We start from the raw sequence: 24,827 nt of genomic DNA, 5'->3' as shown, positions 1-24,827 counted from the left end.
GCCAGCTCAGCCGATCAGAACTTCACCGTGGCACGGGCCCAGTAGTAGCGGCCGATCGTGTCGTAGGTGGCGGCATCCACGTTGTAGTTCGTGCCATTCTGATAGACCAGGGGCGGTATCTTGTCGCTGAGATTGTCCACGCCGATGTCGATCCGGGTATGCCACGACGGGATCGCATAGCCAAGCTGGATCGAGTGATACAGCACCGAGGCCATCGGAAGGTTGACGCCGGGGACGGCGGCATCCGCATTCAAGTTGGTCAGGTGGTTGATGTAGCGCGTCTGCCACTGCGCACTCCAGTTGCCCAGCGTCCAGTTGAACGTGAGCGTGCCACGCCAGCGCGTCATGTTGCCAAACTGCTGGCTGAAGGTGCCGGCGTAGTCGACCGTATGCGCACCGGGTTGACCGGGTGTGGCGTCGTTCTTGTAGCTGGAGAGATAGGTGCTGGCGAAGGCCGCCTTGAAGTCACCCGGATTCACGCTGCCGAGGTCGAAATGCGGGATCTTGTAGTCCAGCGTGAAGTCGATGCCGCTGGTGCTGAGGTTGCCCAGGTTGACCACGGGCGTGTCGATCACATTGATCTGGCCCGCCTTCTGGGTGTTGGTGCCATAGCGGCTGATCAACGAGCAATACGGGCTGCTGTTGTTGGCAAAGCAGCTGTCGACCACCGTCGTGGCGGAAATCGGTGTCAGCAGATCGCTCAGGTAGATGTGCCAGAAGTCGACGCTGGTAGACACGCCCTCGGCCCAGCTGGGGTTGTAGACCAGACCGAAATCGATCGATTTGCCCTGTTCCGGCTTGAGCGACTGACCGACCGTGCTGGCGCCCGAGTAATACGTGTTGACCTGTTGATTGGTGTTCACCCAGCCGACGGGGACGGACTGGCAAGCGGCGGAATGCTGCGCGAGCTGGGCAGCCGTGAGGCCGACGCAGGGATCGTTCAAGTTCGGCTGGACCAGGGTGATGCCGTCATAGAGTTCATCCAGGTTGGGCGCGCGGAATACCTGGGATATCGTGCCGCGGACCAGCAGATCGGCAATCGGTTTCCATTCGATGGCGATCTTGCCGTTGGTGGTCGAGCCGCTGGTGTCGTAGTTGGAAGCGCGCACACCCAGGTCGATGTTCAACGAATACGCTCCCGGTTGCTGCGACAGCAACGGGATCAGCGATTCGGCATAGAGTTCCTTGACGTTGTCGCTGCCGCGCCCCGGCGAACCGCAGCCCTCCTGCAGTATCTGGCACGTGCCGGTGGCGAGGTCGAGCACGGCGTCGGGGGTAACCGTGTAATTCATCGATTGCTCGCGGTACAAGGCGCCGACAGCCAACTGCATGGCGCCGGCCGGCAGATCCCACAGTTCGCCGTTGGCGTCGAATTGCACCTGCTTCGTGGCATTGGTGAATACATACACCGGATCATCCACCAATCCCTTCAACGCGGCCGTCTGGTTGGCCTGGTCGAAGATATTCACGCCACTGTTGATCGCGGCCTGGAAGTCGGCGATGTTGAGCTCGTTGTAATCGCGCTGCGTGCGATTGGCATGGCCATAGTCGATCGAGGCATCCCAGTTCCAGCTGCTCTGCCCGAACATGCCGCGCAGGCCGGTGTTGACCTGCACGTTCTGGGTGTCGTAGGTGTGCAGGCGGTTACCGGCACCGGTCAGCCGCGTATTGAAACCATAGCCGCTATTCGGATCGTTCGGGTTTGCCGGATCGGTGCCGAAGGTGACACCGAACGGGTTGATCGGGTTGCTGGCCGCCACGTACCACCCGTCACTGACCGAGGTCGGTGCGGGCGCGTCCTGGCCGCTCGACTGGGTGTGGTTGAAGAACGCATTCGCGAAGAAGGTCACGTTGTCCGCCAGCTTGTAGCTGCCAAGCACGAAGGCGTCGGTGCGCTGCTGCTGGGTCTGGATGTAGTTGTACGTGTTGTAGTTGTACGAATCCGCAGGGTAATTGTCACAGCGGTAATCGGCCTGGCTCGATCCGGTGCTCTGTGCCTTGGTGACCAGGATGCTGTTGTTCTTGACCGTGCAACCGTATTGGCCGGCAAACGATGCGGGCAGCTGGATTTTGCCGGTCGGGATGGTGCTCGATCCGGAGGAGGTGAGCGTGCCACTGGACAGGTACAGCGGGTGCGAGGAGAACTTGCGCTGGCTGGCCAGTGCAGCGTCGTACTTGTTGTAATCGAGGCCACCGACAATGTTGTAGTTGTCGCCGCTCATGCCGCCGGTCAGGCTGAAGCCGTGTCGCTGGCCGTCGCCGTGGCTGGAAATGCCGTCGTTGATGCTGGCTTCGACGCCCGTGTAGTCCTTGCGCAGAATGAAGTTGACCACGCCGCCGATCGCGTCGGAGCCGTACACCGTCGAGGCGCCTTCGGCCAGCACGTCGACCCGCTCGATCATGTTCTGCGGGATCATGTTGATATCGGTATTGGCCATGCGCTGGCCGTCGATCAGGACCAGGGTGCGGTTGATGCCCAAGCCTCGCAACGAGATGCGTGCGGCACCGTCGCCGCCTTCCAGTGACGGGCTGGCGACGCCACCGCCGTTGGTGTTGTTCTGGGTGTTGGTCGCGTTGCCTGAGATGCTGGGCAGTGCCTGCAGCACATTGCCCATGGTCGGATTGCCGGCATTGGTGATCGCAGCACGATCCACCGTCGTCACCGGACTGGACGTCTCGGCGTCGACACGCCGGATCAGCGAGCCGGTGACGACGACTGCCTTCAGGTTTTTTGCCTTGTCCTTCGTCGCTGCCTCCGGTGGACTCTGGTCAGCGGCCGGAGCATTGCTTCCGGTCGGCGTCGCCGTCGTGGTGCCGGCTGTCTGGTCCTGCGCATGTACCCCGGCCGCCCCCAGTGACATGGTGGCGAAAAGTGCGCTGGACAGTGCCAGTGCCAGCCGGTTGTGAGGCAATACACGATGCATGAAGTTCTCCCCGATCTTGATGGATGGTCCGGGACTTCATGGTGGCAGCGCTTCTCGACAGACACATCCAAACGAGCGCTTCAATGCGGCCCTCTCCCAAAGGCGCGCCTGCCGCCATGATCCGGTTTCGTGTGAGCTACTGCGATTGCAAACGCGGTGATCCGCCATTCCCTCCCATGGCCAATGAGATGCTTGATCCTGGAGTTTGGTTGACGCGGCCGGAGGAAATGCGGATCGGCTAGCAGGATCACACGGGATCGCAAAAAAAAATAGCGCCACGACACTGTTTTCCGATGGTTTGTGGCAATCGGTTGGCGTCCTCGCCGTGCCGGCGCAAAGCCTTCCAGGCGGCCATACGGTGTGGGTGATCAGCTGCAACGAGGCTGGACAGGCCGCAACATCACGCGTAAACACGGTTTGCAGCCATCCCCCACGAGGATCCGCATGGACATGTTGCCGAACGTCGCGCTCGCTGGTGGCCTCGCCTGGGCCAGCGGCATCCGGCTTTACGCCACGATCTTCGTGACCGGCATGCTTGGCCGGTTCGGCTATGTGCACCTGCCGGATGGGCTGCTGCCGCTGAGCGATACCTGGGTGCTGGTGGTGTCCGGCGTGCTGATGCTGTGCGAATTCCTGGCCGACAAGGTGCCGGCGTTCGACAGTGTCTGGGATGCGGTGCATACCTTCATCCGCATCCCGCTCGGCACGATGCTGGCCTGGGGCGTGTTCAAGGATTCCGGCGCCGGCGTGCAGTTCGCGGCGGCCCTGCTCGGCGGCGCGCTGGTCGCCGGCACGCATTTCACCAAGGCCGGCACGCGCGCGCTGATCAACACTTCACCGGAGCCTTTCAGCAACTGGGGTGCCAGCGTGGGCGAGGACGTCAGCTGGGTCGGCGGCCTGTATCTGATGTGGCAGCATCCGCTGGCGCTGCTGATCCTGCTCGGCCTGTTCGTGCTGCTGATGTGCTGGATGCTGCCACGGATCGTGCGTGGCCTGCGTGCCTTGCGACAACGCCTGCAGCGACTCGGCTCGACCCTGACCAGCTCCACTCAGTCGCGATAGCGCTGCTGCAGGAACGCGAACAGCGCGCGCAAGCCCATCGCCTCGCCGCCGCGCGGCCGGCCGGGACGATCGCTGTCGTTCCACGCGTAGGTATCCAGATGCAGCCACGGCGTGCTGTCCGGCACGAAACGCTCCAGATACAGCGCGGCGGTGATCGCGCCGGCATGGCGTGACGGGCCGGCGTTGGCGAAATCGGCCAGATACGAGTCGAGCATCCGGCGATACGGCCGCCACAACGGCAGCCGCCACAGCGGATCGTTGACCGTGTGGCCGGCGGCCAGCACGGCGGCCGCGGCGGCTTCGTCGTTGGCGAACAGCGCCGGCAGATCCGGCCCCAGCGCCACGCGTGCGGCGCCGGTGAGGGTGGCGAAATCGACGATCAGTTGCGGCTGCTGTTCGGCGGCGTAAGCCAGCGCGTCGCACAGCACTAGCCGGCCCTCGGCATCGGTGTTGTCGATCTCGACGGTGAGGCCGGCACGGGTGGTGATCACTTCGCCCGGGCGCATCGCATTGCCGGCCACCGAGTTTTCGACCGCCGGAATCAGCAGGGTCAGCCGTACCGGCAGTTTCGCCTGCATGATCAGGCCGGCCAGCGCGATCGCGTGCGCGGCGCCGCCCATGTCCTTCTTCATCCAGCGCATGCCGTCGGACGATTTCAGATCGAGGCCGCCGGTGTCGAAACACACGCCCTTGCCGATCACCACGAGCTTCGGATCGCTGGACTTGCCCCAGCCCAGTTCGATCAGTCGTGGCGCGCGATGGCTGGCGCGACCGACGGCGTGGATGGTCGGAAAGTTGGCCTTGAGCAGATCGTCGCCGACCCACTCTCGTACCTTCGCCTTGTGCGTCTTGCCGAGCTGCTTCACCGCATCGGCGAGCTGCTTCGGGCCCATGTCCTCGGTCGGCGTATTGACCAGGTCGCGTACCTGCGCGGTGGCCTGCACCAGCGGCGCCAGCTGCTGCAGTTCGGCGGCGGCCACGACCAGCCGGGCCGGGGGGCGCTTGGCTTGGCGATAGCGGGTGAACTGGTAGGCACCCAATGCCCAGCCCAGTGCAGCCTGGTGCAGATCGGTCAGTACGCCTTCGGCGGCGAGGTGGTAATTCGCCTCAGGCAAGGCCGTGGGCAACGCGGCCAGCGCGCCGAGTGCATCCTGCACATCGACGCCGACCAGTACCCGTACCAGCTTGCCGGACGGATCGGCCAGCATGGCGAACGTGCCCGGCGCGGCCTCGAAACCGCTGTCGCTCAGCCAGCGCCGCTGCGCCGCGCTGAGTCGCCGGCGCGTCGCGGCATAGTGCGCCGCGTCGGTGGTCTCGATGGCGATGCTGTGGCGGCTGCCGGGCTGGCGTTCGATCAGGGCGGACATGCGGGAATCCTTCGGGCTGGCGACGGCACGCTGGGTCGCCGATGGCGTGACGGTCAATCTCCAATCATGCGCGTTTTGCCGGGCGCTGCCTATGCGGCGTGCTGTACGTCGAGCCAGTCGGCCAGCGCGCCCATGTCGCGCAGATCGAGCTCCGGCGCGGGTCCCAGTTCGGATGGCCAAGGTTCGCCGGCGCGGTTGATCCAGGCGGTGCGCAGACCGGCCTTGCGGGCGCCGACCATGTCCATCGCCGGATCGTCGCCGACGTGCAGGATCTGCGCGGGCGCCACGCCGAGCCGTTCGGCGGCGGCGAGGAAGATCCGTGGGTCGGGCTTGGCCACGCCGCTGTCGCGGGCGCAGATGTGGTGGACGAAGTGCGTGTGGATGCCGATCCGTTGCAGGTCGGCATTGCCGTTGGTCAGGCTCGCCAGTGGCCAGCGCGCGGTGATCCGCTCAAGCGCGGGCAGGCTGTCCGGATACAGTTCCACGCGGTTGCGCGCGGCGAAGTAGATTTCCCACAGCGTATCGATCGGCGCCGCGGCAATGCCGCAGGCGGCAAAGGCGTGCTGCAGGGTGAGCTGGCGCTGGGTGGTGAAGTCATGCGCCAGGTCGAGCCGTTCGGCGGTGACCTGGGCGCGCAATTCGCGCATGGCCGTGATCGGCCACGCGCGTGCGACATCGGGGTAGTGCTGCTGCAGCCACGCGTCGACCGCGAGGTCGGCGCGTTCCAGTGCCGGCAGCACCGGCCACAAGGTATCGTCCAGATCCAGCGTCAGCGCGAGTATCTGCACGACACCGCGGACTCAGCGGTCGCTGACGCGCAGCACCTGGCCGAGCTTGATCTGGTCGCCTTTGAGGTGGTTCCACTCACGCAGCTGGGCCACGCTGACGTCGTGCTTCTTCGCAATCGTCGACAAGGTGTCGCCCTTGACCACAGTATGCGTGGTGTCGGCGGACGTGGTGCTGCTGCTGGTGGCGGCGACATCCGTACTGGAGGTCTGCGGCGCACTGACCGTGCTGGGAGCCGTCGTCGTGGCTGGGTTGCCCGTGGCGGTACGGGACTGTGCGGCAGCCAGCGTGCTCACCGCGGCAATCGAGGCGTCGGCACGCACACCGGCATTGGGCGTCGTGGCGAGGCGGCTCGGGCGCACACCCAGTTCGGCGAAGATCTGGTTGCGGCGTGTGTCCTCCATCGAGGCCAGCGCAATGCCATCCTGGTACGGCAGCACGGCATGTTTGCGCATCGCGGCCTTGGCTGGCTCGGTCTGCAGGAAGTCGATGAAGGCCTGCACCTCGGCAGCCTTCGGGCTGCGCGGATTGGTCACCAGGTACAGCGGGGTGAACAACAAGTAGCTGCCATTGGCGATGTTGGTGGAGGTGGGTGCGTTGCCGTCGATCGCGACGGCCTTGAGCTTGGGATTGCCGCTGATGTCGGCCATCGTGGCGGCGCCCAGACCGTTCGGATTGAGTTCCACGCCTTCTTCGAGCTTGTGCGTGTTGACGTACAGCCGCGGTGCGGCGACCGGCTGGTTGCCACGGCCGAACAGCAGGTCGCGCAGACTGTATTCCACACCGTCGCCGGGGCTGGCCACCGCGTAGACATCGATCGGCGCGTTGCTGCCGCCGACCTGGCTCCAGTTGGTGATCTTGCCGTAGTAGATGTCGTGCACCTGCTTCAGCGAGAGATTGCTGACCGGGTTGGAGGCGTTCGTGATGATTACCAGCGCGTCCCAAGCCACCGGGGTGAACGTGAGGTTGGTGTTCTGCGCGCTGCCATCGCTGGCGCGGGCACTGCCGGCAAGATCGGCGGTACCGATGGCCACCGCGTCGATGCCCGAGGCCGTGTTGAACGGCTGCAGCTCGATATTGCCCTTGCCGCTCTTCTGCCATGCGAGCGCCACTTCGTTGACCACGCCGGTGGCGGTGGCAACATCGCCGCGCCAGATCAGGGTGGGGCCTTTCGCGGGCGCGCTGGCCTTGGTACGCGTGGTGCGCGCATGCGTGGTTTTGGCGAACGCAGGGGCAGTGACGAAGCAGACCCCGATCAGGGCAATGGACAGCAGGCGGGCAAGACGTACAGACATGGTGGTGGAGAACCCCGGCGTGATTTGAGTATGGTGAAACAGCGAGTATGGCGCCTTGCCGGCGCCCATGCGGTGAGACGGACAGGGTATTTCATCGGCCTGAATACAAAACATCAAGCACTTTCATGTATTTGCGCCAGGCATGACGCCAAGTTGTGCGCCGGAACACGGCCGCCGGGCGATCCATACCCCTTTTTCACTCGCCGACCGCCAGCAGTTCACTCGATCAGCACGTAATGGCTGCCGTCCGCATCGGCGATCACCAGCACCAGCTGGCGCAGGTGCACCTTGGCCAGCCCACGCAGCATGTTCAGGCCGGTGATGCGCTGGTTGCCAATGCCGATCAGCAGGTCGCCGGCACTCAGGCCGGCGCGTGCGGCCCGGCTGCCCGGCTGCACCGCGTTGATCGCCACGCCGTACAGGCCTTGCGCGCGCTGGTCGTCGCTGAGCTCGCTGAAACGCACGCCGCTCAGGCGCGCATCGAGCTGGCTGCCTTCGACGCTGGCCAGTTTGACCGGACTCAGGGTGGCATTGATGGGGCGACTGTGGCCGTCGCGCAGCACGCCGAGCTGCACCGTGCTGCCCAGCGGCAGCAGGCCTTCGGCATTGCGCAGTTCCTGCACGCTGCGCAGCGGCTTGCCGTTGAGTGTGGTCAGCACGTCGCCGGGCTGCAGCCCGGCCTGCGCGGCGGCGGAGCCGGCACTGACGCCAGTCACTACCACGCCGTTGCTGTCCTGCAGCTTCAGCAACTGGGCAATCCGTGGCGTGATCGCCTGTGTCTGCACGCCGAGGCTGCCGCGCTGCACCTTGCCGTGTGCCACCAGCTGCGCCATCACTTCGCTGGTGATCGTGTTGGGTATCGCGAAACCGATGCCGACGTTGCCGCCGGAGGGCGACAGGATCATCGTGTTGATGCCAACCAGTTCGCCACGCAGGTTCACCAGCGCGCCGCCGGAGTTGCCGGGGTTGATCGAGGCGTCGGTCTGGATGAAGTTCTGGTAGCCCATGCCCCCGGCACTCGAGCTGCCCAGGCCGGAACGGCCCAGCGCGGACACGATGCCGGCAGTCACCGTCTGGCCGAGTCCGAACGGGTCGCCCACCGCCACCACGTAATCGCCCACGCGCAGTTTCGACGGATCGGCCAGCGGCAGCGCCTGCAGGTTCTGCGCGGGAATCTGCACCACCGCCACGTCGGTGTCCGGATCGGTGCCGATCAGCTTGGCCTTGAAGTCGCGTCCGTCCTGCAAGGTCACCGTGATGTCGTCCGCTCCGCCGACCACGTGATTGTTGGTCAGCACGTAACCCCGGGCCGCATCCACGATCACGCCCGAACCCAGACTCTGTTCGGTACGCTCCTGCGGCGTGTCGGGCAGGCCGAACAGCTGGCGCAGTACCGGGTCGCTGAAATACGGATTGCTGACCGCCACCCGCGTCTTGGTCGAGATGTTCACCACTGCCGGCGTCACGTGTTCGAGCATCGGCGCCAGCGATGGCATCGGCTGGCCATCGACTGCCGTCGGCAGGGTGGCGGCCGGACTGGTACCCGGCACGAAGCCGATCACGGTGGCGGCCAGCAGACCGGTCAGCCATGACATGGGGCGGGAATGGCGCAGCGACATGGAGTCCTCCTTCATAAGGCGATGAGATGCCCTGATTCGACCGGATCAAGGCATCACGGTTCCGTGCCGGAGATACCGGGTACTTCGGCAGGTTTCGATCGGTTTGGTGGTTGCCGGCACTTTACATCCAGCGCCTGCAGGGTTAATTTGCCTCACCGGGCACAACCACAACATCTTGTGTTCAGGCGCTGGCGACAGGACAAGTGCTGGTGCTGAATAGCGTACTCTTGAGGGGGAGTCGTTGTCGTCGAAAGCAGGTGGCGCATGGGCCGGAGAGCAATCTTCCACGGCTTGCCGGCAGCTGTAGCGCGACGTGGATGACACCGTCATATCAAATAAAAACAACGGGGGCCGCGAGGCCATACCCGGGAGGTCAGGAAGCCGATGAGCACAGTGCGTGCGCCAGCCACAAATTCAGCCACAGGTCGTGATGCCGTCGTGGACATTCCGCTGCAACCCGCGTCCCACGATATCTGGGACAAGAAATACCGCCTGAAGGCGAAGTCCGGCGAGCCGGTCGATGGCAGCATCGACGAGACCTACCAGCGTGTGGCGCGCGCCCTTTCCGATGTCGAAATCAGCAACGAGTTGCGCGGTCACTGGTACGAGCGTTTCCTGTGGGCATTGCGCCGCGGTGCAATTCCCGCCGGCCGCATCACCTCCAACGCCGGCGCGCTGGCACACAAGCCGGCCACCTCCACGATCAACTGCACCGTCTCCGGCACCATCCGCGATTCGATGGACGACATCCTGGAGAAGGTGCACGAGGCCGGCCTGACCCTGAAGGCCGGCTGCGGCATCGGCTACGAATTCTCCACGCTGCGTCCGCGCGGCGCGTATGTCTCGGGCGCCGGTGCGTATACCAGCGGCCCGCTATCGTTCATGGATATCTACGACAAGATGTGTTTCACCGTGTCGTCCGCCGGCGGTCGCCGCGGCGCGCAGATGGGCACGTTCGACATCAGCCATCCGGACGCCAAGGAATTCATCCGCGCCAAGCGCGAGGATGGTCGCCTGCGCCAGTTCAACCTCAGCCTGCTGATCACCGACGGCTTCATGGATGCGGTCGAGCACGACCAGGACTGGCCGCTGGTGTTCCCGGTGCACGTCAAGGAAAAGAACGAGATCGACGTCGACGATCCGACCAAGGTGGTCTGGCGCGAATGGCCGACCCACGAGAACTACGTCGATCGCGAAGACGGCCTGGTCGCCTGCAAGATCTACAGCCACATCCGTGCGCGGCACCTGTGGGACATGATCATGGTCTCGACGTACGACTACGCCGAGCCCGGTTTCATCCTGATCGACAAGGTCAACGAGATGAACAACAACTGGTGGTGCGAGCACATCCGCGCTACCAATCCTTGCGGAGAGCAACCCTTGCCGCCGTACGGTTCGTGCCTGCTCGGCTCGATCAACCTGACCACCTTCGTGCGCGATCCGTTCGGCCCGAAGGCGCGCTTCGACTGGGACGAGTACCGCGAGGTGGTGAAGGTGTTCACCCGCATGCTCGACAACGTGGTCGAGATCAACGGCCTGCCGCTGGAGCAGCAGCGCAACGAGATCATGTCCAAGCGCCGCCACGGCATGGGCTTCCTCGGCCTCGGCTCCACCGTGACCATGCTCAAGCATCGCTACGGCAGCGCCGAAGCGGTCGCGTTCACCGAGGAAGTCTCGCGCGAGATGGCCGTCGCCGGCTGGGAAATGGCGCTGGATCTGGCCAGGGAGAAGGGCGCCGCGCCGATCCTGCTGCGCGACTTCACCGTCACCGGCGACATGCTGCGCAAGCGCCCGGAAATGGTCAGCGACGGCTACAAGGTCGGCGACGCGATCCCCGGCCGCGTGCTGCACGCCAAGTACAGCCGCTACATGCAGCGCATCGCCAGCGTGGCGCCGAACCTGGTTGCCGAGCTGGCCGAAACCGGCGCGCGCTTCACCCACCACAGCTCGATCGCGCCGACCGGCACGATCTCGCTGTCGCTGGCCAACAACGCCAGCAACGGCATCGAGCCGAGCTTCGCGCACAGCTATTCGCGCAACGTGATCCGCGAAGGCAAGAAGTCGAAGGAAAAGGTCGAGGTGCTCAGCTTCGAGCTGCTCGCCTACCGCGCGCTGATCAATGCCGATGCCAAGGTGTTCACCGACGAGGCGGACAACAAGCTGCCCGACTACTTCGTCTCCGCCGACGACATCAGCCCGAAAGAGCACGTTGACATCCAGGCCGCATCGCAGAAGTGGATCGACTCGTCGATCTCCAAGACCGCGAACGTGCCCACCGATTACCCCTACGAAGACTTCAAGGACATCTATTTCTACGCCTACAAACAGGGCCTGAAAGGATGCACCACGTTCCGCTTCAACCCCGCCGCATTCCAGGGCGTGCTGGTCAAGGAATCCGATCTTGAAAGCACCCTCTACCGCTTCGAGCTGGAAGACGGTAGCGTTGTCGAACTGAAAGGCAATGAGCAGGTGGAATACGACGGCGAAATGCACTCCGCCGCCAACCTCTTCGATGCCTTGAAGGAAGGCTACTACGGCAAGTTCTGAGTCTTGTTTGCGATTTCGAATAAAGGCTCAAGACTAAAGTTCTGAACCGTCGCACGCCACCGGCGTGCGACAACTCAAGCGGTCCATCGGAGGGGAACATCAGCATGTCCATCGACAACGAATTTGAAGTGAACAGCAGCGCCGCACCGGTCGTCGACGCGCCTGCCGTCGTCCTGCCTGTACTGCCCGACGTGCCGGCCGCGCCCGCGGCTGCCGCACCGGCGGTGAAGAAGCCGGCTGCGAAGAAGGCAGCTCCGGCCAACACCAAGAAAGGTGTAAAGAAGGCGGCGCCGAAGAAGGCTGCAGCAAAGAAAGCTGCACCAAAGAAGGCTGCGGCCAAGAAAGCTGCATCGAAGAAGGCTGCCGCCAAGAAGGCCGCACCGAAGAAAGCCGCTGCCAAGAAAGCTGCGCCGAAAAAGGCCGCGGCCAAGAAGGCTGCACCGAAGAAAGCTGCCGCCAAGAAAACCGTGAAGAAGACCGCCGCCAAGAAAGTGGCCAAGAAGGCACCGGCCAAGAAGGTCGCCGCCAAGAAAGCCGTGAAGAAGGCGGTCAAGAAAGTCATCAAGAAAGCCTCCGCCGCCAAGAAAGCGGTGAAGAAGGTCGCGAAGAAAGTCGCCAAGGTGGTGAAGAAGAAAGCCGCCAAGGTCGCAAAGAAGGTCAGCAGCAAAAAGCCGGCCAGCAAGAAGGCCGCACCGAAGAAGGCGGCAGCGAAGAAGTCCGCCAGCACCAAGAAAGGTGCAAGCAAGAAAGCCGTCGCCAAGACGGCAAAGAGGTCCACTGCCAGCAAGAAAGCGAGCGTCAAGTCGGCCAAGCCAGCGATGAAAAAGGCTGCCGGCAAGAAGGCCGCTGCAAAACGGAAGTAAGTGACACCGCATGCGGCCCGGCCATGCGCCGGGCCGCGTGCTTTTTCGCAGCACGCCGCGTCCACTCCGGCATCAGCACCCAAGCATCAATACCCAAGAAGAAGAAGCGAAACCATGGCAATCAAGATCGACAAGAAGATCACGGGCTACAACGTGGTCAAACCCGAAGACAAGGTTGCCGCCACCCCGGTCACCGCCGCCGCGCCGAAAGAACTGCGCCAGGCCGAAGTGATCCAGATGCACGAAAGCGTGGAGCGTCCGGAAACCCTGGTCGGCTCCACCTTCAAGGTCAAGTCACCGCTGTTCGAGCACGCGCTGTACGTCACCATCAACGACATCGTGCTCAACCAGGGTACGCCGCATGAGCTGCGCCGTCCCTTCGAGATCTTCATCAACTCGAAGAACATGGACCACTTCCAGTGGATCGTGGCGCTCACCCGCATCCTGTCCGCCGTGTTCCGCAAGGGCGGCGACGTCACCTTCATCGTGGAAGAGCTGAAGGCCGTGTTCGATCCGCGCGGCGGCTACTTCAAGGCCGGCGGCGTCTACATGCCGTCGATCGTGGCCGAGATCGGCGCGGTAATCGAGCAGCACATGAAGAACATCGGCCTGATCCACGATCCGGAGATGGATGCTGCCACGCGCCAGTTGATTGCTGACAAGCGCGCTGCGTACGAGGCGGCCGGGGCAAAAAAAAACACTGAGGTAAGCGCGGCGGCCAGCGGCAAGGGCGAGATCAACGATTCCGGCTTTCCGCCGGGTGCCACGCTGTGCGTGAAGTGCAATACGCAGGCGCTGGTGCTGATGGATGGGTGTCAGACTTGCTTGAATTGTGGATATTCGAAGTGCGGTTGAAGAAGGCAAGCTAGTGCATCGACGCACAGGCAGATCTGAGGTCCCGTCTTGACGTACCAAGTTGTAGAAGTGCCACCTGACGTTGATCGACAGATGGAGCAGTTGGGTACCAAACCCAAATTTTGGTTTCAGACTGATGATGGCCGTCTTTGCCTATTTAAACAGTCTCGGCTGGGCATTGGTGAAGACTGGGCTGAAAAAGTTGCGGATGAACTCTGCACTCGTCTTGATCTTCCTCATGCCAGCTACGACTTGGCCTCATGGCAGGGGCGTCGAGGTGTTGTTACACCCTCCTTTGTTCCCCCTGATGGGCGTCTGGTCTTCGGCAACGAGCTATTGAGCTTCGCTGTCTCAGGCTATGACACCGCCCCAAAGTACCGTCGTCAGCACCACACTATCGGCCGAGTTTTTGCTCTGCTTAGCGGCAGCCCCATACAATTGCCGTTAGGATGGGTAACTGTGGCTCAATTCCGCTCCGCGGCTTCTGTTTTCATTGGATATTTGATGCTTGATGTGTTGATCGGCAACCAAGATCGACATGATGAAAACTGGGGGCTCCTTGTGGCGGATGGGCAGATCTACCTGCAACCCACTTTCGATCATGCTTCAAGTTTGGGCCGAAATGAACGTGACGAAGTTCGTGAGGAACGGCTAGTCACCAGAGACAAAAATCGTGGAATTCATCGCTATGTAGAGCGCGCCACATCAGCGCTTTACGCAACAAGTACTAGTGAGAAGCCATTGTCTACGTTGGATGCTTTTGTTGCAGGCGCACGCCATGATCCAGATGCGGCGAACTATTGGCTTGGGAAGCTGAACAATTTAACTTTTGACGAGATGGCTCGAGTCGTTGATGTGGTCCAAGATGACTGGATGGGACCAACAGCAAAAAAGTTTGCTCTTCGCATGCTTGAATTGAACAAACAGCGCTTGTCGGAAATTTACCTATGAAAGCTCTATTTGTCGCATATCAAGATCCGGTGACTCGGCAGTGGGCGCCCGTTGGAAAGCTCACTCGCAAAGAAGATGGTTATCGTTTTGCCTATACTAAGGGTGTAAATAAATTCAATAATTTTCTTCCGTTTGGTCGGATGAGTGATTTTTCGCAAACTTATTTTTCTAAAGATCTATTTCCTCTATTTGCTAATCGCGCGCTTCCGAAAAATAGGCCTGAATATGCAGATTATATTGAATGGCTTGGCCTCTCGAAATTTCAAGACAACCAGTTAGATGAGCTTGCCAGAACTGGTGGATTGCGGGCGACGGACAATCTTGAGCTCATCCCATGCCCAGAACCGACAAAGGAATCAATGTATGAGGCATTCTTTTTTGTCCGCGGTCTGAGGCATGCCACTCCAGCTTCGCGTGAGCGTGCAGATGAGCTGAAGGCCGGCGAACGGTTGTTTTTAATTTGCGACTTGCAAAATATGCAAGATCGAGCTGCGTTAATGCTTCGAACGGATGATCCAATTTCACTAATTGGCTACACGCCTGCGTATTTTGCCAGAGATTTTATGTCTTTGCTTAAAGAAGGTGAAGGTAGTAAAAAAGTCGAAGTTACGGTTGAAAAAGTTAACTTGGACGCGCCGGCTCAATATCGCATCCTTTGCAAAATTCTTGCGCCGTGGCCTAGTCATTTTTCTCCTTGCGAAGATCAGTTATTTAAAGAGTTTTCTTGAAATTCATGAAAAGGGTCTGGTTCATTTATTGAATGCCGAGCCTGCAAGCTGGGGTAGTCCACCCCAGCACTGCTGGCGCTACCATCACCCATTCGTAGGAACGGAAGCAGTGATGGCTAACAGGTCGTCCAAGGCGGACGTCTCCGACGCTGCTTAACTCCAGCGTTAGGCATCAAATCAAAAGGAGAGATTCGCATGAGTGAACCGACAACGTGGGTTCGTAATATGTATACAGGGCCTGCGGGGGGAGCTTACACAGGACCTGGAGGTGGCATGTATACAGGTCCAGGCGGTGGGGCTTACACGGGGCCAGGTGGTGGCATGTATACAGGTCCGGGCGGTGGCGCATATACGGGGCCGGGAGGCGGTTTGTACACCGGACCGGGAGGCGGCGCTTATACAGGTCCAGCTGGCGGTCTATATACGGGACCGGGAGGCGGCTTATATTCCGGTCCAAGAGGCGGCCTCTACACTGGTCCCGGCGGTGGCATGTATACCGGCCCTGATGCAAATCCTTTTAGAGCAATTTTCCCGCCATGGCCGCTCTTTGCTGAGGAGCTTCGTAAAATTGGCATGCACCAACAAGCTGATTTAATCCAAGGCGCACTCAATAGTATTGGGTATACCGCCTAACAGTTCCGTAAGAGACTTCCCGTCAATGCCAGGCGCTTGATGCTCTTGCCCTGAGCTTTCGGGCCAATGCTGATCATCGTGTTGTTCTCTTTCTGGGTGTTGCTTTGCCAGTTTGATGCGGTGTCGAACGTTGCCAGACTGCATTTCCGTAAACCAGAAACAGGGGTCAGAGTGCACTTTTAGAAAGTCGACTCTGACCCCTGTTTCGGAAAAGGAACTTCAATGCGCCGCTATACCCTAGTGCTCCTCGCTCTTCTTGCCGTATCACCTGCTTTCGCGGAGTCGAAAGCGAAATGCGACGACCTGACAAACTACATGTCGGGTGTAGCGGTGGGCAGGGACAAAGGTGTCCCGATGGACCAGGCGATAGCCGACAGCAAGAAGAAATACACGGATGTGATGGATCAGGCTCATGCGTTGATGCCGATCCGGGCCACTTACGACAAGCCTGAAATGAACCCGAAAGCCATTGCATTGGCCACGGCCAACGCGTGCGCTAATTTCTAAGTAGGAACTCTCTAGACAAGAAACAGAGGTCAGAGTGCACTTTTAGAAAGTCGACTCTGACCCCTGTTTCGAGATCGACCCGCTCGCACTCACGCAAGCTGACATCGCCGCCGCTGCCACCACGCTCGACTGCGAGGCGGCCGCCATCAATGCCGTGATCGAGGTCGAAAGCCCGAGCGGTGGTTTCCTGCCCGATGGTCGCGTGATAATCCTGTTCGAGCGACACGTGTTCTGGGAGCAGCTGGTGGCGGCCGGCATCGATCCCTCCACCGTCAACCTGCCCGAGTCGATCCTGTCGCAACAGCGCGGTGGCTACATCGGCGGCGCTGCCGAATACGCACGCCTCGCGCAGGCCGCGGCCATCCACCAGGAGGCCGCCTACGCCGCCTGCAGCTGGGGCCGCTTCCAGATCATGGGCTACCACGCTATCTCGCTCGGTTACACCAATGCGGTCGCCATGGCCGCCGTGTTCGCCAAGGGTGAGGCAGTGCACCTGGCCGCCTTCGTCAGCTTCGTGCAGCTGGACGCGGATCTGCTCAAGGCCTTGCGCGCGCGCAAGTGGGCCACGTTCGCCAAAATCTACAACGGCCCGGCCTACACCGCCAACCTCTACGACACCAAGCTAGCCAGCGCCTACGCACGCTACAGCGCAGCGCTCAGCACGACGACGGAGGCCGCATGAACGTGCTGCGTCAGATCCTGCTCGGCGCCGCGCTACTGGCGGCGCTGGGTGGCTACCTGTGGCTCACCCATCACCAGCTCGTCGACGCTGAGGCCCGCGCCACCACCGCCGAGCAGACCGCCCGCGATGCGCAGGGCCAGCTCGTGCAAGAACAGGCCAGCGACCACGTCGTCGTGCAGTACGTCGATCGCGTGCAGGTCGTGCACGACATCGGCGCCACCATCACGAAGGAGATCCCCGTCTATGTCACGCAAGCTGATGACCATCGCTGCACTCTGCCTCTCGGCTTTGCCCGCGTGCACGACGCAGCCGCAGCGAATGTATTGCCCGGACCCGCCGGAGCTGCTGATGCGCAGCCCAGCGGCATTGCACTCTCTGTCGCCACCGGCACCATCGTCGACAACTACACCACCTGCCACGCCACCGCCGCCGAGCTGATCGCGCTGCAAGACTGGGTGCGCCTCAACACCGCACCCGGTACCGCGCGATGAAGAAACCCGCCAGCCTGCGCGCCGCCCTTGTTGCCGCGCTGCCGGATCTCGCCCGCGATCCGGAGCGCCTGCTGGTATTCATCGACGCCGGCAGCCTGCAAAGTACCTATGCGCCCGGTCTCAGCTTCGAGACCACGTACACGCTCAACCTGATCGTCACCGACTTCGCCGGCGATCCGCTGGTGGTGTGGCTGGCCATCCTGATCTGGCTGCGCGTCAACCAGCTCGAGCTGCTCGACAACGTCGACAAGCGCCAGACTGGCGTCCAGTTCGAGGCCGACATCATCGACCACGACAAGGTCGACCTCAGCATCAAGCTGCAACTTAGCGAGCGGGTCATCGTCAGGGATTTGGGCAACGGCAAGCTCGACATCACCATCGCCGACGAGCCGCAGCCCGAGGCGCACTTGGTGGCCGCACACTGGTCGATCTACCTGCGCGATCAACTGCTCACCGAGTGGGATGTGCCGCCGGCGTGAGCGACGATCTCGTCCTGCTAGAGAACTGGGCCAGCGGCCTGCTGCTCAAGCTCGCACCCACCAGCCGCCGCACCATCGCCCAGGCCATCAGCCGCGAACTGCGCCGCAGCCAGCAGCAGCGCATCGCCGCGCAGATGGGCCCGGAGGGCGCCGCGTTCGTGCCGCGCATGGCACGTAAGCATATTCGCAGTAAAAAGGGCCGCATCAAACGCGACGCCATGTTCACCAAACTGCGAACCGCCAAATACCTCAAGGCCAAGACCACCGCGGATGTCGCCAGCGTCGAGATCACCGGCCGAGCCGGGCAGATTGCCAGTGTGCACCAGGAGGGCGGCGAGGATCGGGTGTCAGCGCATGGTCCTCGTGCGCGCTACCCGCGCCGCCGTTTGCTCGGTTTTGCTGCCACCGATCGCGCCATGATCCGTGACGTGCTGATCGATCAATTATCGCGCTAAACCTCACTCTTTGGATTTGTCCGCATGGGGGTCTTTGAGGCAGTCGTAAAAACCTGCTTGTTGAGAAGCCTCGTCCGGCTTGCTAGTTTCTACTGATCGAACGCGACGTTCGGTACAGGGGCAACACGGATGACCAAGTACGCGCAAGGATGCCGCAAGGCGTTCCTTCTTTTCGCATCGCCACGAGCAGCTGTCGCTGAGCCCGCTTGTCGTCGCGTGCGTGGCCTGCGTCAGTTCATCGCAAGCCTTTCCAATCTGCAACAACGCCTCCACGCGCGTCGCCGCGTCGTCGCTACCATCGCTCGGGACATGTCATGAAGAAGCTTTGCCATCTGCTGTGGCTGGGAATGTTGTTGGTTGGGGTGTCGGTGACGGCTCACGCGCAATCCGGGGGCACGCCGGAAGACGAATATAGGTCATTGACGCGAGTTAACCAAAGTATCACCCCCTTGGGTGAGAATCCGTTCGGGGAGAGCGTCAATCTTTCCGATGGCAATTTATCTTTCCAGGAAACAGATATAGATCTAGCTGGCACTGGTCCACGGCTGCAATTAATACGCACGCTTGGTAAGAACGACATAGCAAGTCAAGGTGGAAACCTTGGGGATTGGAACCTCGAGACTCCACACATAGAAACGCTGTCAGCCGATATAAATGCAACCCAACCGAACTCGCCAGCAGGCACAGTGCCGCATTGGTTTTTTTCGCAAGACGCCAACCGATGCAGCAATCTTCAAACCGCCCCATCTATTTTTCATTCGTTTGAAGGCGAGGGTGGTGGCCCTCCGCAAGGTTACACCCCTAACATGTGGTGGCACGGATACACCCTGGCTATCCCAGGTATGGATCGCCAGGACTTGCTGTTGCGCGACTCCACAAATAATACCTTGTCGCCCCAGATGACGCAGCCGAATGGCTCCGCGTATACATTTAGCATCGTTACCAAGACGAATTGGCAAATTGCTTGTTTACCACAAACTTCTAACGGTGCGGTCGGTGAGGGATTTTTGGTGGTTGCTCCGGATGGCACGAAATACTGGATGGACTGGCTGGTCTCCTCCAAACCTGCCGGCTCGCTAGGCGGGGGGCAGGACTACATGCCGATGTATCGCGTCATGGACATGATGATGACGTCGCGCGTCGAAGACCGTTTTGGAAACAGTTTGACATACAGTTACAACAGCAGAGGTGACTTAACCACAATTACGGCCAGTGATGGTCGTCAACTTACACTTAATTACGGTAGCTCCTTAAATCCGGACTACATAACCAGCGCGGTGGTTCAGTCGGGAAGTGGGCCCTCTCGAACATGGTCGTACGTTTATAACCCAACAAACTACTCTTTATCGAGTGTTGTACTGCCGGATGGGAGTTCTTGGTCATTTAACTTTAGCGTTTCGGAAAAAACGATTTATCCAATTATTGGATATAATACTAATGCCCTCAATGGTACTGCGGGATGCATTGCAACGCTTATTCCTCAACCTTGGCCGACAGCGACAGAGACGTTTCTTCACCCCTCAGGGTTAGTGGGTACTTTTACATTAGAATCAAATGCCCACGGGCGATCAAACGTTCCGTATGAATGTAATCAGCCGTACGGGGGTGGCGTAAATGTTTTAGCTGTTCCTAATTTGTATCCGGTGAATTCGCTTATTAGCAAGCAATTTTCAGGTGCAGGCATGCCGACGCAGACTTGGACTTACGCCTATTCCGCACCCAATCAAAGCTGGGCTAGTGCATGCACTTCTGGATGCGTCTCAACGGTCTGGACGAATGTAACCGATCCCTCAAACAATACGACGCAGTACACTTTCAGTAACCGTTTTGATGTTACCGAAAGCGAGCTTCTGCGTACTGATTATTATTCGGGCGCAGCAAGTGGCACGCCTTTACGCAGCGAGATCAATGGCTACGCCTTAGCCACTGGGGGGCCGTGGCCCACGCACTTTGGGTCATCCCTGCAACCCAATATGAATGCGGCGCAATTAGAGACATTCGCGCCGATAAATCAGCGGCAAACGCTACAGGACGGCGATACCTACACCTGGCAGGCGCTGTCGATCAACGAGTATGGGCAAGCCCGCGATGTGGAGCGCTCCAACTCGATCAATGGACAGCAGGCGATCGAGGAGAAAACGTCCTTCCTCTATGACCCGTTGCTCTGGGTGCTGGGCCTGCCGGTGCAGGTGACCAACGTCACCAACAACAACGAGATCGAAAGCCTCAACACCTACTACCCGAACGACACGCTGCATACGCGCGCCCGTTTCGGCCAGACCCTGATGACCTACACATGGAACAGTGCAGGTCAGTTGGCCAGCTTCGAGGACGGCGACTCGAACACGACCACCCTGGGCAACTACTATCGCGGCATTCCGCAGTCGATCGTTTATCCGGATACCACCAGCGAGTCGCTGGTCGTCGATGACTTGGGCCAGATCAGTTCGATTACCGATCAGAACGGCCACACCACCGGTTATACCTACGACCCGGTGGGCCGCATTGCGAGCATCACCTATCCCACGGGCGATGAGGTGGCCTGGAACTCGACCACCTTCCAGTACAACTTCGCCAGCGCCGAGCGAGGGATTGCTGCTGGCCACTGGGATCGCACGACCACCACAGGGAGTGCGGTCACCACGACCTATTTCGACGCGATGCTGCGCCCGGTGCTCAGCGATACCTCGATCCCCGGTACCGACATCAGCACCGGCACCGCGTACGACTGGAAGGGGCAGCCGACGTTCACGTCGTATCCGGTGAGCGGTGCCGCCAGCCTGTCCACTCTCCTGGCCGATCCCGGTACGCATCACCAATACGATGCACTGGAGCGCGTGACCCAGGTGCAGCAGGACTCCGAGCTGGGCGCGCTGACCAGCAGCACGATCTACCTGTCCGGTGCCGGTGAACAGGTGACCGATCCCAAGAGCAACGTCACCACCACGCATTACCAGGTGTTCGATGAGCCGTCGTACAGCGCGCCGATCTTGGTGCAAGCGCCCAATGGTGTCACCCAAGCCATCAATCGCGATGTCTACGGCAACCCCTTGTCGATCAACCAGTCGGGTCTTTACAACGGCAGCGAGAACGACAGCGTCACCAAGAATCTTTACTACGACAGCTACCACCGGCTATGCCTCACAACTGAGCCGGAGAGCGGTAGCGAGGCCATGGGCTATGACGGCGCCAACAATAAGGCTTGGAGCGCCACCGGCCTGAGCCTGACGGGAGCCTGCGCCACCGCCGGTCAGATAGCCCCCACGGCAATGACCCAGTACACCTACTATCCGACGAACCGGGTGCACACGATCGTGCCGCCGGCAGGCACGCAAAGCACGTCGTACCTCTACGACGCGGTGGGCAATCTGAAGCAGGCGACGTCCGGACTCACGGTCTGGAACGGCACCTACAATTACCGCAACATGCCGATGACCGACACCCTGAGTGTGGTCGGTCAGTCCACCGTGAGCCTGGGTTACAGCCATGACGCCAACGGCCATCTCGCGGCTGTGGCCTACCCGGGCGGCGGCAGCAACGGCGGCAATCAAGCTATCGTCTATGGGCCCGATGCGCTGGGTCGCCCCACCGAGGTCGGCAGCTATGCCAGCGGCATCACCTACTGGCCCAACGGCCAGGTGGCGGGCTTCACCTACGGCAATGGCACCGTATACGCGGCATCGCAGAACGAGCGCCAGTTGCTGAGCAACTTCAGCTATACCGCCGGCACGACGACGCAGCTCAGCGAGGGCATGGTCTATGACGCGGACGCCAACATCAAGACGGTGACCGATCCGACCGGCCTGCGCAGCAAGTCGTTCGGCTATGACGGGCTGAACCGACTGACCAGCGCGGTGGCGGCAGGTTTGTCGATCAATGAGAGCTACACCTACGACGCACTCAACAACCTGCGCAGCCGAGTCACCGGTGGCCAGACGCTGACCTACCACTACAACCCGCTCTGGCAGCTGGGCAGCATCACCAACGGTGCCAATACGATCGACACGTTTGGTTACGACAACGACGGCAACCAGACCACCAAGAACGGCAACACCCTGCAGTTCGACCAGAAGGATCAGCTGATCCAGATTCCCAACGTCGACAGCTACGCCTATGACGCGTCGGGCCGACGTGTCCTGAAGACGCCGGTCGGCGGTTCGCCGACGGCCTCCTTCTACGATCAGGGCGGCCAGCTGATGTATCAGTTCGCGCCGGGTCTCGGGCAAGCCACCAATTTCATCTACCTGGGCACCCGGCTGATCGCCCGCAACGCGTATACGCAATTGAATGCGCCGGGGGCGATCACGTTTAGCAATAACCCGAGCAACGGCAACTACACAGTGAGCTGGGGGGCCGTGCCCGGGACCACCACGTATACCTTGCAGGAAAGCTTCGACGGAGGCGCCTGGACCACGACGAACGTGAGTGGTACCAGCTATGCGTTTACTAACAGGAATGGCGGCAGCTACGTCTATCAGGTGCAGGCCTGTAGCGGCGGCAGCTGTGGTCCATGGACGACCTCGGCCACGCTGGAGGTGACGCCAGCGTTGCCCGCTGTCACGGTACCCACGAGCTTGACCTTTGCTCCCTTCACCGTGAGCTGGACGGCGCCCGTCAGTGCCACCAGTTACACCGTGCAGCAGAGCTTCAACGGTGGGGCCTGGACCACGATCGCCAGCGCCATCACCACACCCTCGTTCAGTGTGACCAGTGCTCCGGGAGGGACGTATACCTTCCAGGTCTCGGCCAGTAACGCCTATGGCGCCAGCGGGTGGGCGGTATCCGCACCGGTCTCGGTGACCCAGGTGCCGGCGGCGCCAACGAACCTCACGGCCACCGCCAACGGTGGACAGGTCGTCCTGAGCTGGACAGCGATGCAGTGGGCGACCTCCTATGGGTTGACGGTCTACGGCACCAACGGTTCGTTGGGTGAGTACTACTACTTCCCACAGACGAACAGCTTCAACATGCCAGGACAGGCTCCTGGCAAATACAGCTTCACGGTCAGCGCCTGCAGCATCGCGGGCTGCAGTGCGCCGGTGAGCAACAGCAATGGCGCGATCAACCTCCCGGGTGACGGTGACGCCGCCCCGGCGGCCAAGTGGAGGGCTGCCCTGGGTATGGACAGTGGCAGCGCCAGTGCGGGGTGTACCACAACGCAATGCACGACCGTTTCTGGAGGCAACCCATGAGCACGTTCATGAGCAAGTTGCGTGGAAAGCTGCTAGGCCTCGGTGGTGGTGTGTTGCTGCTGATGGCGGCTGGCGTGGGGCATGCGGGCACGGTGACGTATGTCTATACCGATCCGCAGGGCACGCCGCTGGCAGAAGCCAATGCCAGCGGCACTATCACGGCGACGTTCGACTACGCGCCGTACGGCAGCATCGCGCTGGGCACGGCGCCGAACGGGCCGGGGTATACGGGGCATGTGAACGATCCAGAGTCCGGATTGGTTTATATGCAGGCGCGCTACTACGATCCGCTAGTGGGAAGATTTCTGAGCGTAGACCCACATTTGCCAAAAAATGCACAGCTATTTAGCTTCAATAGATATGCGTATGCAAATAATAATCCGATATTAAATCAAGATCCCGATGGCAATTTTCCAGGCCCCACGTATATGCTCGATTGGTTCCATCAATTAACAGACCTTCTTGTCGTACAGCCAGTAGTGCATACTTATCAACAAATAGATCAAAAATTCTTGTTCGAAATGACGGCTCATGAGGCGCCTGAAGGCGTCGGACTTTCTGCGAATGCAGATTTGCTTCATTTAGAAAAATCTAATGTTCAGGCAGTAATAGGCGAAGGTGAAGATATAAGCTTTGACATCTCAACCAGAAAGCCGCTCTTTACTATTAGTCTCGGCGAAGATAGTGATCCTTCACCAGTCAAGTTGGAATCAGAAATCGGTGCCGGAGATGTCTTACATGGCGGCCTTCAGTGTACTTTGGACACAAATGGTAATTTAACAATTAACCCGAAGTTCGGCTTCGGTTACGGTGATTTTGGTACAATTAAAACAGTTAATGGCACAAGCGTTACTGGAAGCGTTACTGTAGGTGAAGAAGACGACTTGCAGGATACTGAGCGTAATGTAGCCCCAAACAACGCTGAAGGGTCGGATCAATGAGCATAAATTGGGCGATAGCAATCATGGCCGGGTATGCGATGGCTCTGCATTATTTTTCTAAATACGTTGCGAATAGACTTAATAAGGAAGATCCGTCTTATTTTAATTTTGATAAAGGCGATGGCTTCGAGGCGGATATTTTGTCGTCTATAAAGATAAGTCAAATGTTGATGGATTTTACTATTCCTGAAGAGGAATATAGTACGAAACTGAAATATTTGATCTACACAGCGCGCTGGATTTTCTTTTTGGCAATTCCGTTTGGCTTGATTCTTTGTCTTTTTTGATTTTACCTATTGATGCGAAACTCATATGGAAACTAAGGATGCTCTGATCAATTAAGTTAGAAACGGCCGTCCAGACGGCCATGAGAAAGCACCGGACCTGCTACGGGGAAAAGGTGTCTGTGGAGGCAGGTCGCCGGCACCGCCGTGCCGATTTACCTCGAAT

The 24,827-nt window shown here is 60.3% G+C and carries 19 protein-coding genes; 14 read left to right on the top strand and 5 right to left on the bottom strand.

The genetic code is table 11. The features are described 5' to 3' along the window. Positions 1-14: 14 nt before the first annotated feature. Positions 15-2,924: a TonB-dependent receptor gene (locus B0E48_RS16270; RefSeq protein ID WP_077519210.1), complete on the bottom strand. Its 2,910-nt coding sequence runs from the start codon at positions 2,922-2,924 to the stop codon at positions 15-17. Positions 2,925-3,368: 444 nt separating this feature from the next. Here B0E48_RS16270 and B0E48_RS16260 point away from each other — a divergent pair, with 444 nt between their 5' ends. Continuing rightward, positions 3,369-3,986, top strand: coding sequence for a DUF4126 domain-containing protein (locus B0E48_RS16260; protein WP_139350326.1), 618 nt, complete (start codon positions 3,369-3,371; stop codon positions 3,984-3,986). On the opposite strand, the gene B0E48_RS16255 is transcribed toward B0E48_RS16260, so the two are convergent. The 4 genes from B0E48_RS16255 to B0E48_RS16240 all read right to left on the bottom strand — a co-directional run bounded on the left by B0E48_RS16255 (position 3,974) and on the right by B0E48_RS16240 (position 9,053). After that, entirely contained in the window at positions 3,974-5,353 is a 1,380-nt protein-coding gene (locus B0E48_RS16255) for a leucyl aminopeptidase family protein (RefSeq protein WP_077519228.1), read from the bottom strand. The genes B0E48_RS16260 and B0E48_RS16255 overlap by 13 nt on opposite strands. Positions 5,354-5,442: 89 nt before the next feature. Next, positions 5,443-6,141, bottom strand: a complete 699-nt coding sequence (locus B0E48_RS16250) for an HAD family hydrolase (protein WP_077519208.1) — start codon at positions 6,139-6,141, stop codon at positions 5,443-5,445. Positions 6,142-6,153: 12 nt separating this feature from the next. After that, the gene (locus tag B0E48_RS16245) at positions 6,154-7,434 is read right to left on the bottom strand and encodes a substrate-binding domain-containing protein (RefSeq protein WP_077519227.1); all 1,281 of its coding nucleotides are present in this window, start codon (positions 7,432-7,434) and stop codon (positions 6,154-6,156) included. A gap of 218 nt (positions 7,435-7,652) precedes the next feature. Further along, positions 7,653-9,053, bottom strand: coding sequence for a Do family serine endopeptidase (locus B0E48_RS16240; protein ID WP_077519226.1), 1,401 nt, complete (start codon positions 9,051-9,053; stop codon positions 7,653-7,655). A 384-nt stretch (positions 9,054-9,437) separates the two neighbouring features. Here B0E48_RS16240 and B0E48_RS16235 point away from each other — a divergent pair, with 384 nt between their 5' ends. The 13 genes from B0E48_RS16235 to B0E48_RS16170 all read left to right on the top strand — a co-directional run bounded on the left by B0E48_RS16235 (position 9,438) and on the right by B0E48_RS16170 (position 24,664). Continuing rightward, positions 9,438-11,600: an adenosylcobalamin-dependent ribonucleoside-diphosphate reductase gene (locus B0E48_RS16235; RefSeq protein ID WP_077519207.1), complete on the top strand. Its 2,163-nt coding sequence runs from the start codon at positions 9,438-9,440 to the stop codon at positions 11,598-11,600. Between the two features lie 104 nt (positions 11,601-11,704). Then, the gene (locus tag B0E48_RS18130) at positions 11,705-12,463 is read left to right on the top strand and encodes a hypothetical protein (protein ID WP_077519206.1); all 759 of its coding nucleotides are present in this window, start codon (positions 11,705-11,707) and stop codon (positions 12,461-12,463) included. 114 nt (positions 12,464-12,577) lie between these two features. After that, on the top strand, positions 12,578-13,318 hold the full coding sequence (locus B0E48_RS16225) for an NrdJb (protein ID WP_077519205.1): 741 nt from the start codon (positions 12,578-12,580) through the stop codon (positions 13,316-13,318). 93 nt (positions 13,319-13,411) lie between these two features. Beyond that, the gene (locus B0E48_RS18125) at positions 13,412-14,269 is read left to right on the top strand and encodes a hypothetical protein (RefSeq protein WP_139350325.1); all 858 of its coding nucleotides are present in this window, start codon (positions 13,412-13,414) and stop codon (positions 14,267-14,269) included. Then, positions 14,266-14,997, top strand: a complete 732-nt coding sequence (locus B0E48_RS16215) for an HIRAN domain-containing protein (RefSeq protein ID WP_139350324.1) — start codon at positions 14,266-14,268, stop codon at positions 14,995-14,997. The genes B0E48_RS18125 and B0E48_RS16215 overlap by 4 nt, the downstream gene beginning before the upstream one ends. A gap of 855 nt (positions 14,998-15,852) precedes the next feature. After that, a complete protein-coding gene (locus B0E48_RS16205) occupies positions 15,853-16,137 on the top strand; it encodes a hypothetical protein (protein ID WP_139350322.1) in 285 nt (94 codons plus the stop codon). Positions 16,138-16,210: 73 nt separating this feature from the next. Further along, positions 16,211-16,819, top strand: coding sequence for an N-acetylmuramidase family protein (locus tag B0E48_RS16200; RefSeq protein WP_077519200.1), 609 nt, complete (start codon positions 16,211-16,213; stop codon positions 16,817-16,819). Next, positions 16,816-17,310 (top strand): hypothetical protein, encoded by a 495-nt coding sequence (locus tag B0E48_RS17835; RefSeq protein ID WP_077519199.1) that lies wholly within the window; start codon positions 16,816-16,818, stop codon positions 17,308-17,310. Before B0E48_RS16200 ends, B0E48_RS17835 begins: the two co-directional genes overlap by 4 nt. Next, complete coding sequence (locus tag B0E48_RS16190) at positions 17,307-17,789, top strand: phage tail protein (protein ID WP_077519198.1); 483 nt, start codon at positions 17,307-17,309, stop codon at positions 17,787-17,789. The genes B0E48_RS17835 and B0E48_RS16190 overlap by 4 nt, the downstream gene beginning before the upstream one ends. Continuing rightward, positions 17,786-18,244, top strand: a complete 459-nt coding sequence (locus tag B0E48_RS16185) for a phage virion morphogenesis protein (protein ID WP_077519197.1) — start codon at positions 17,786-17,788, stop codon at positions 18,242-18,244. The genes B0E48_RS16190 and B0E48_RS16185 overlap by 4 nt, the downstream gene beginning before the upstream one ends. A 1,973-nt stretch (positions 18,245-20,217) precedes the next feature. Further along, positions 20,218-23,436 (top strand): hypothetical protein, encoded by a 3,219-nt coding sequence (locus tag B0E48_RS16180; protein WP_168170395.1) that lies wholly within the window; start codon positions 20,218-20,220, stop codon positions 23,434-23,436. Positions 23,437-23,444: 8 nt separating this feature from the next. Then, complete coding sequence (locus B0E48_RS16175; RefSeq protein ID WP_168170394.1) at positions 23,445-24,377, top strand: RHS repeat-associated core domain-containing protein; 933 nt, start codon at positions 23,445-23,447, stop codon at positions 24,375-24,377. After that, positions 24,374-24,664 carry a hypothetical protein gene (locus tag B0E48_RS16170; RefSeq protein WP_139350320.1) on the top strand — a complete coding sequence of 97 codons (291 nt, stop codon included), beginning with the start codon at positions 24,374-24,376 and terminating at the stop codon, positions 24,662-24,664. The genes B0E48_RS16175 and B0E48_RS16170 overlap by 4 nt, the downstream gene beginning before the upstream one ends. Positions 24,665-24,827: the final 163 nt, after the last annotated feature.

Source organism: Rhodanobacter sp. C03 (genome assembly GCF_002001175.1).
Lineage (GTDB): Bacteria > Pseudomonadota > Gammaproteobacteria > Xanthomonadales > Rhodanobacteraceae > Rhodanobacter.
The sequence above is the reverse complement of the archived record's forward strand: the minus strand, read 5'-3'. Positions and strand labels throughout refer to the sequence as shown.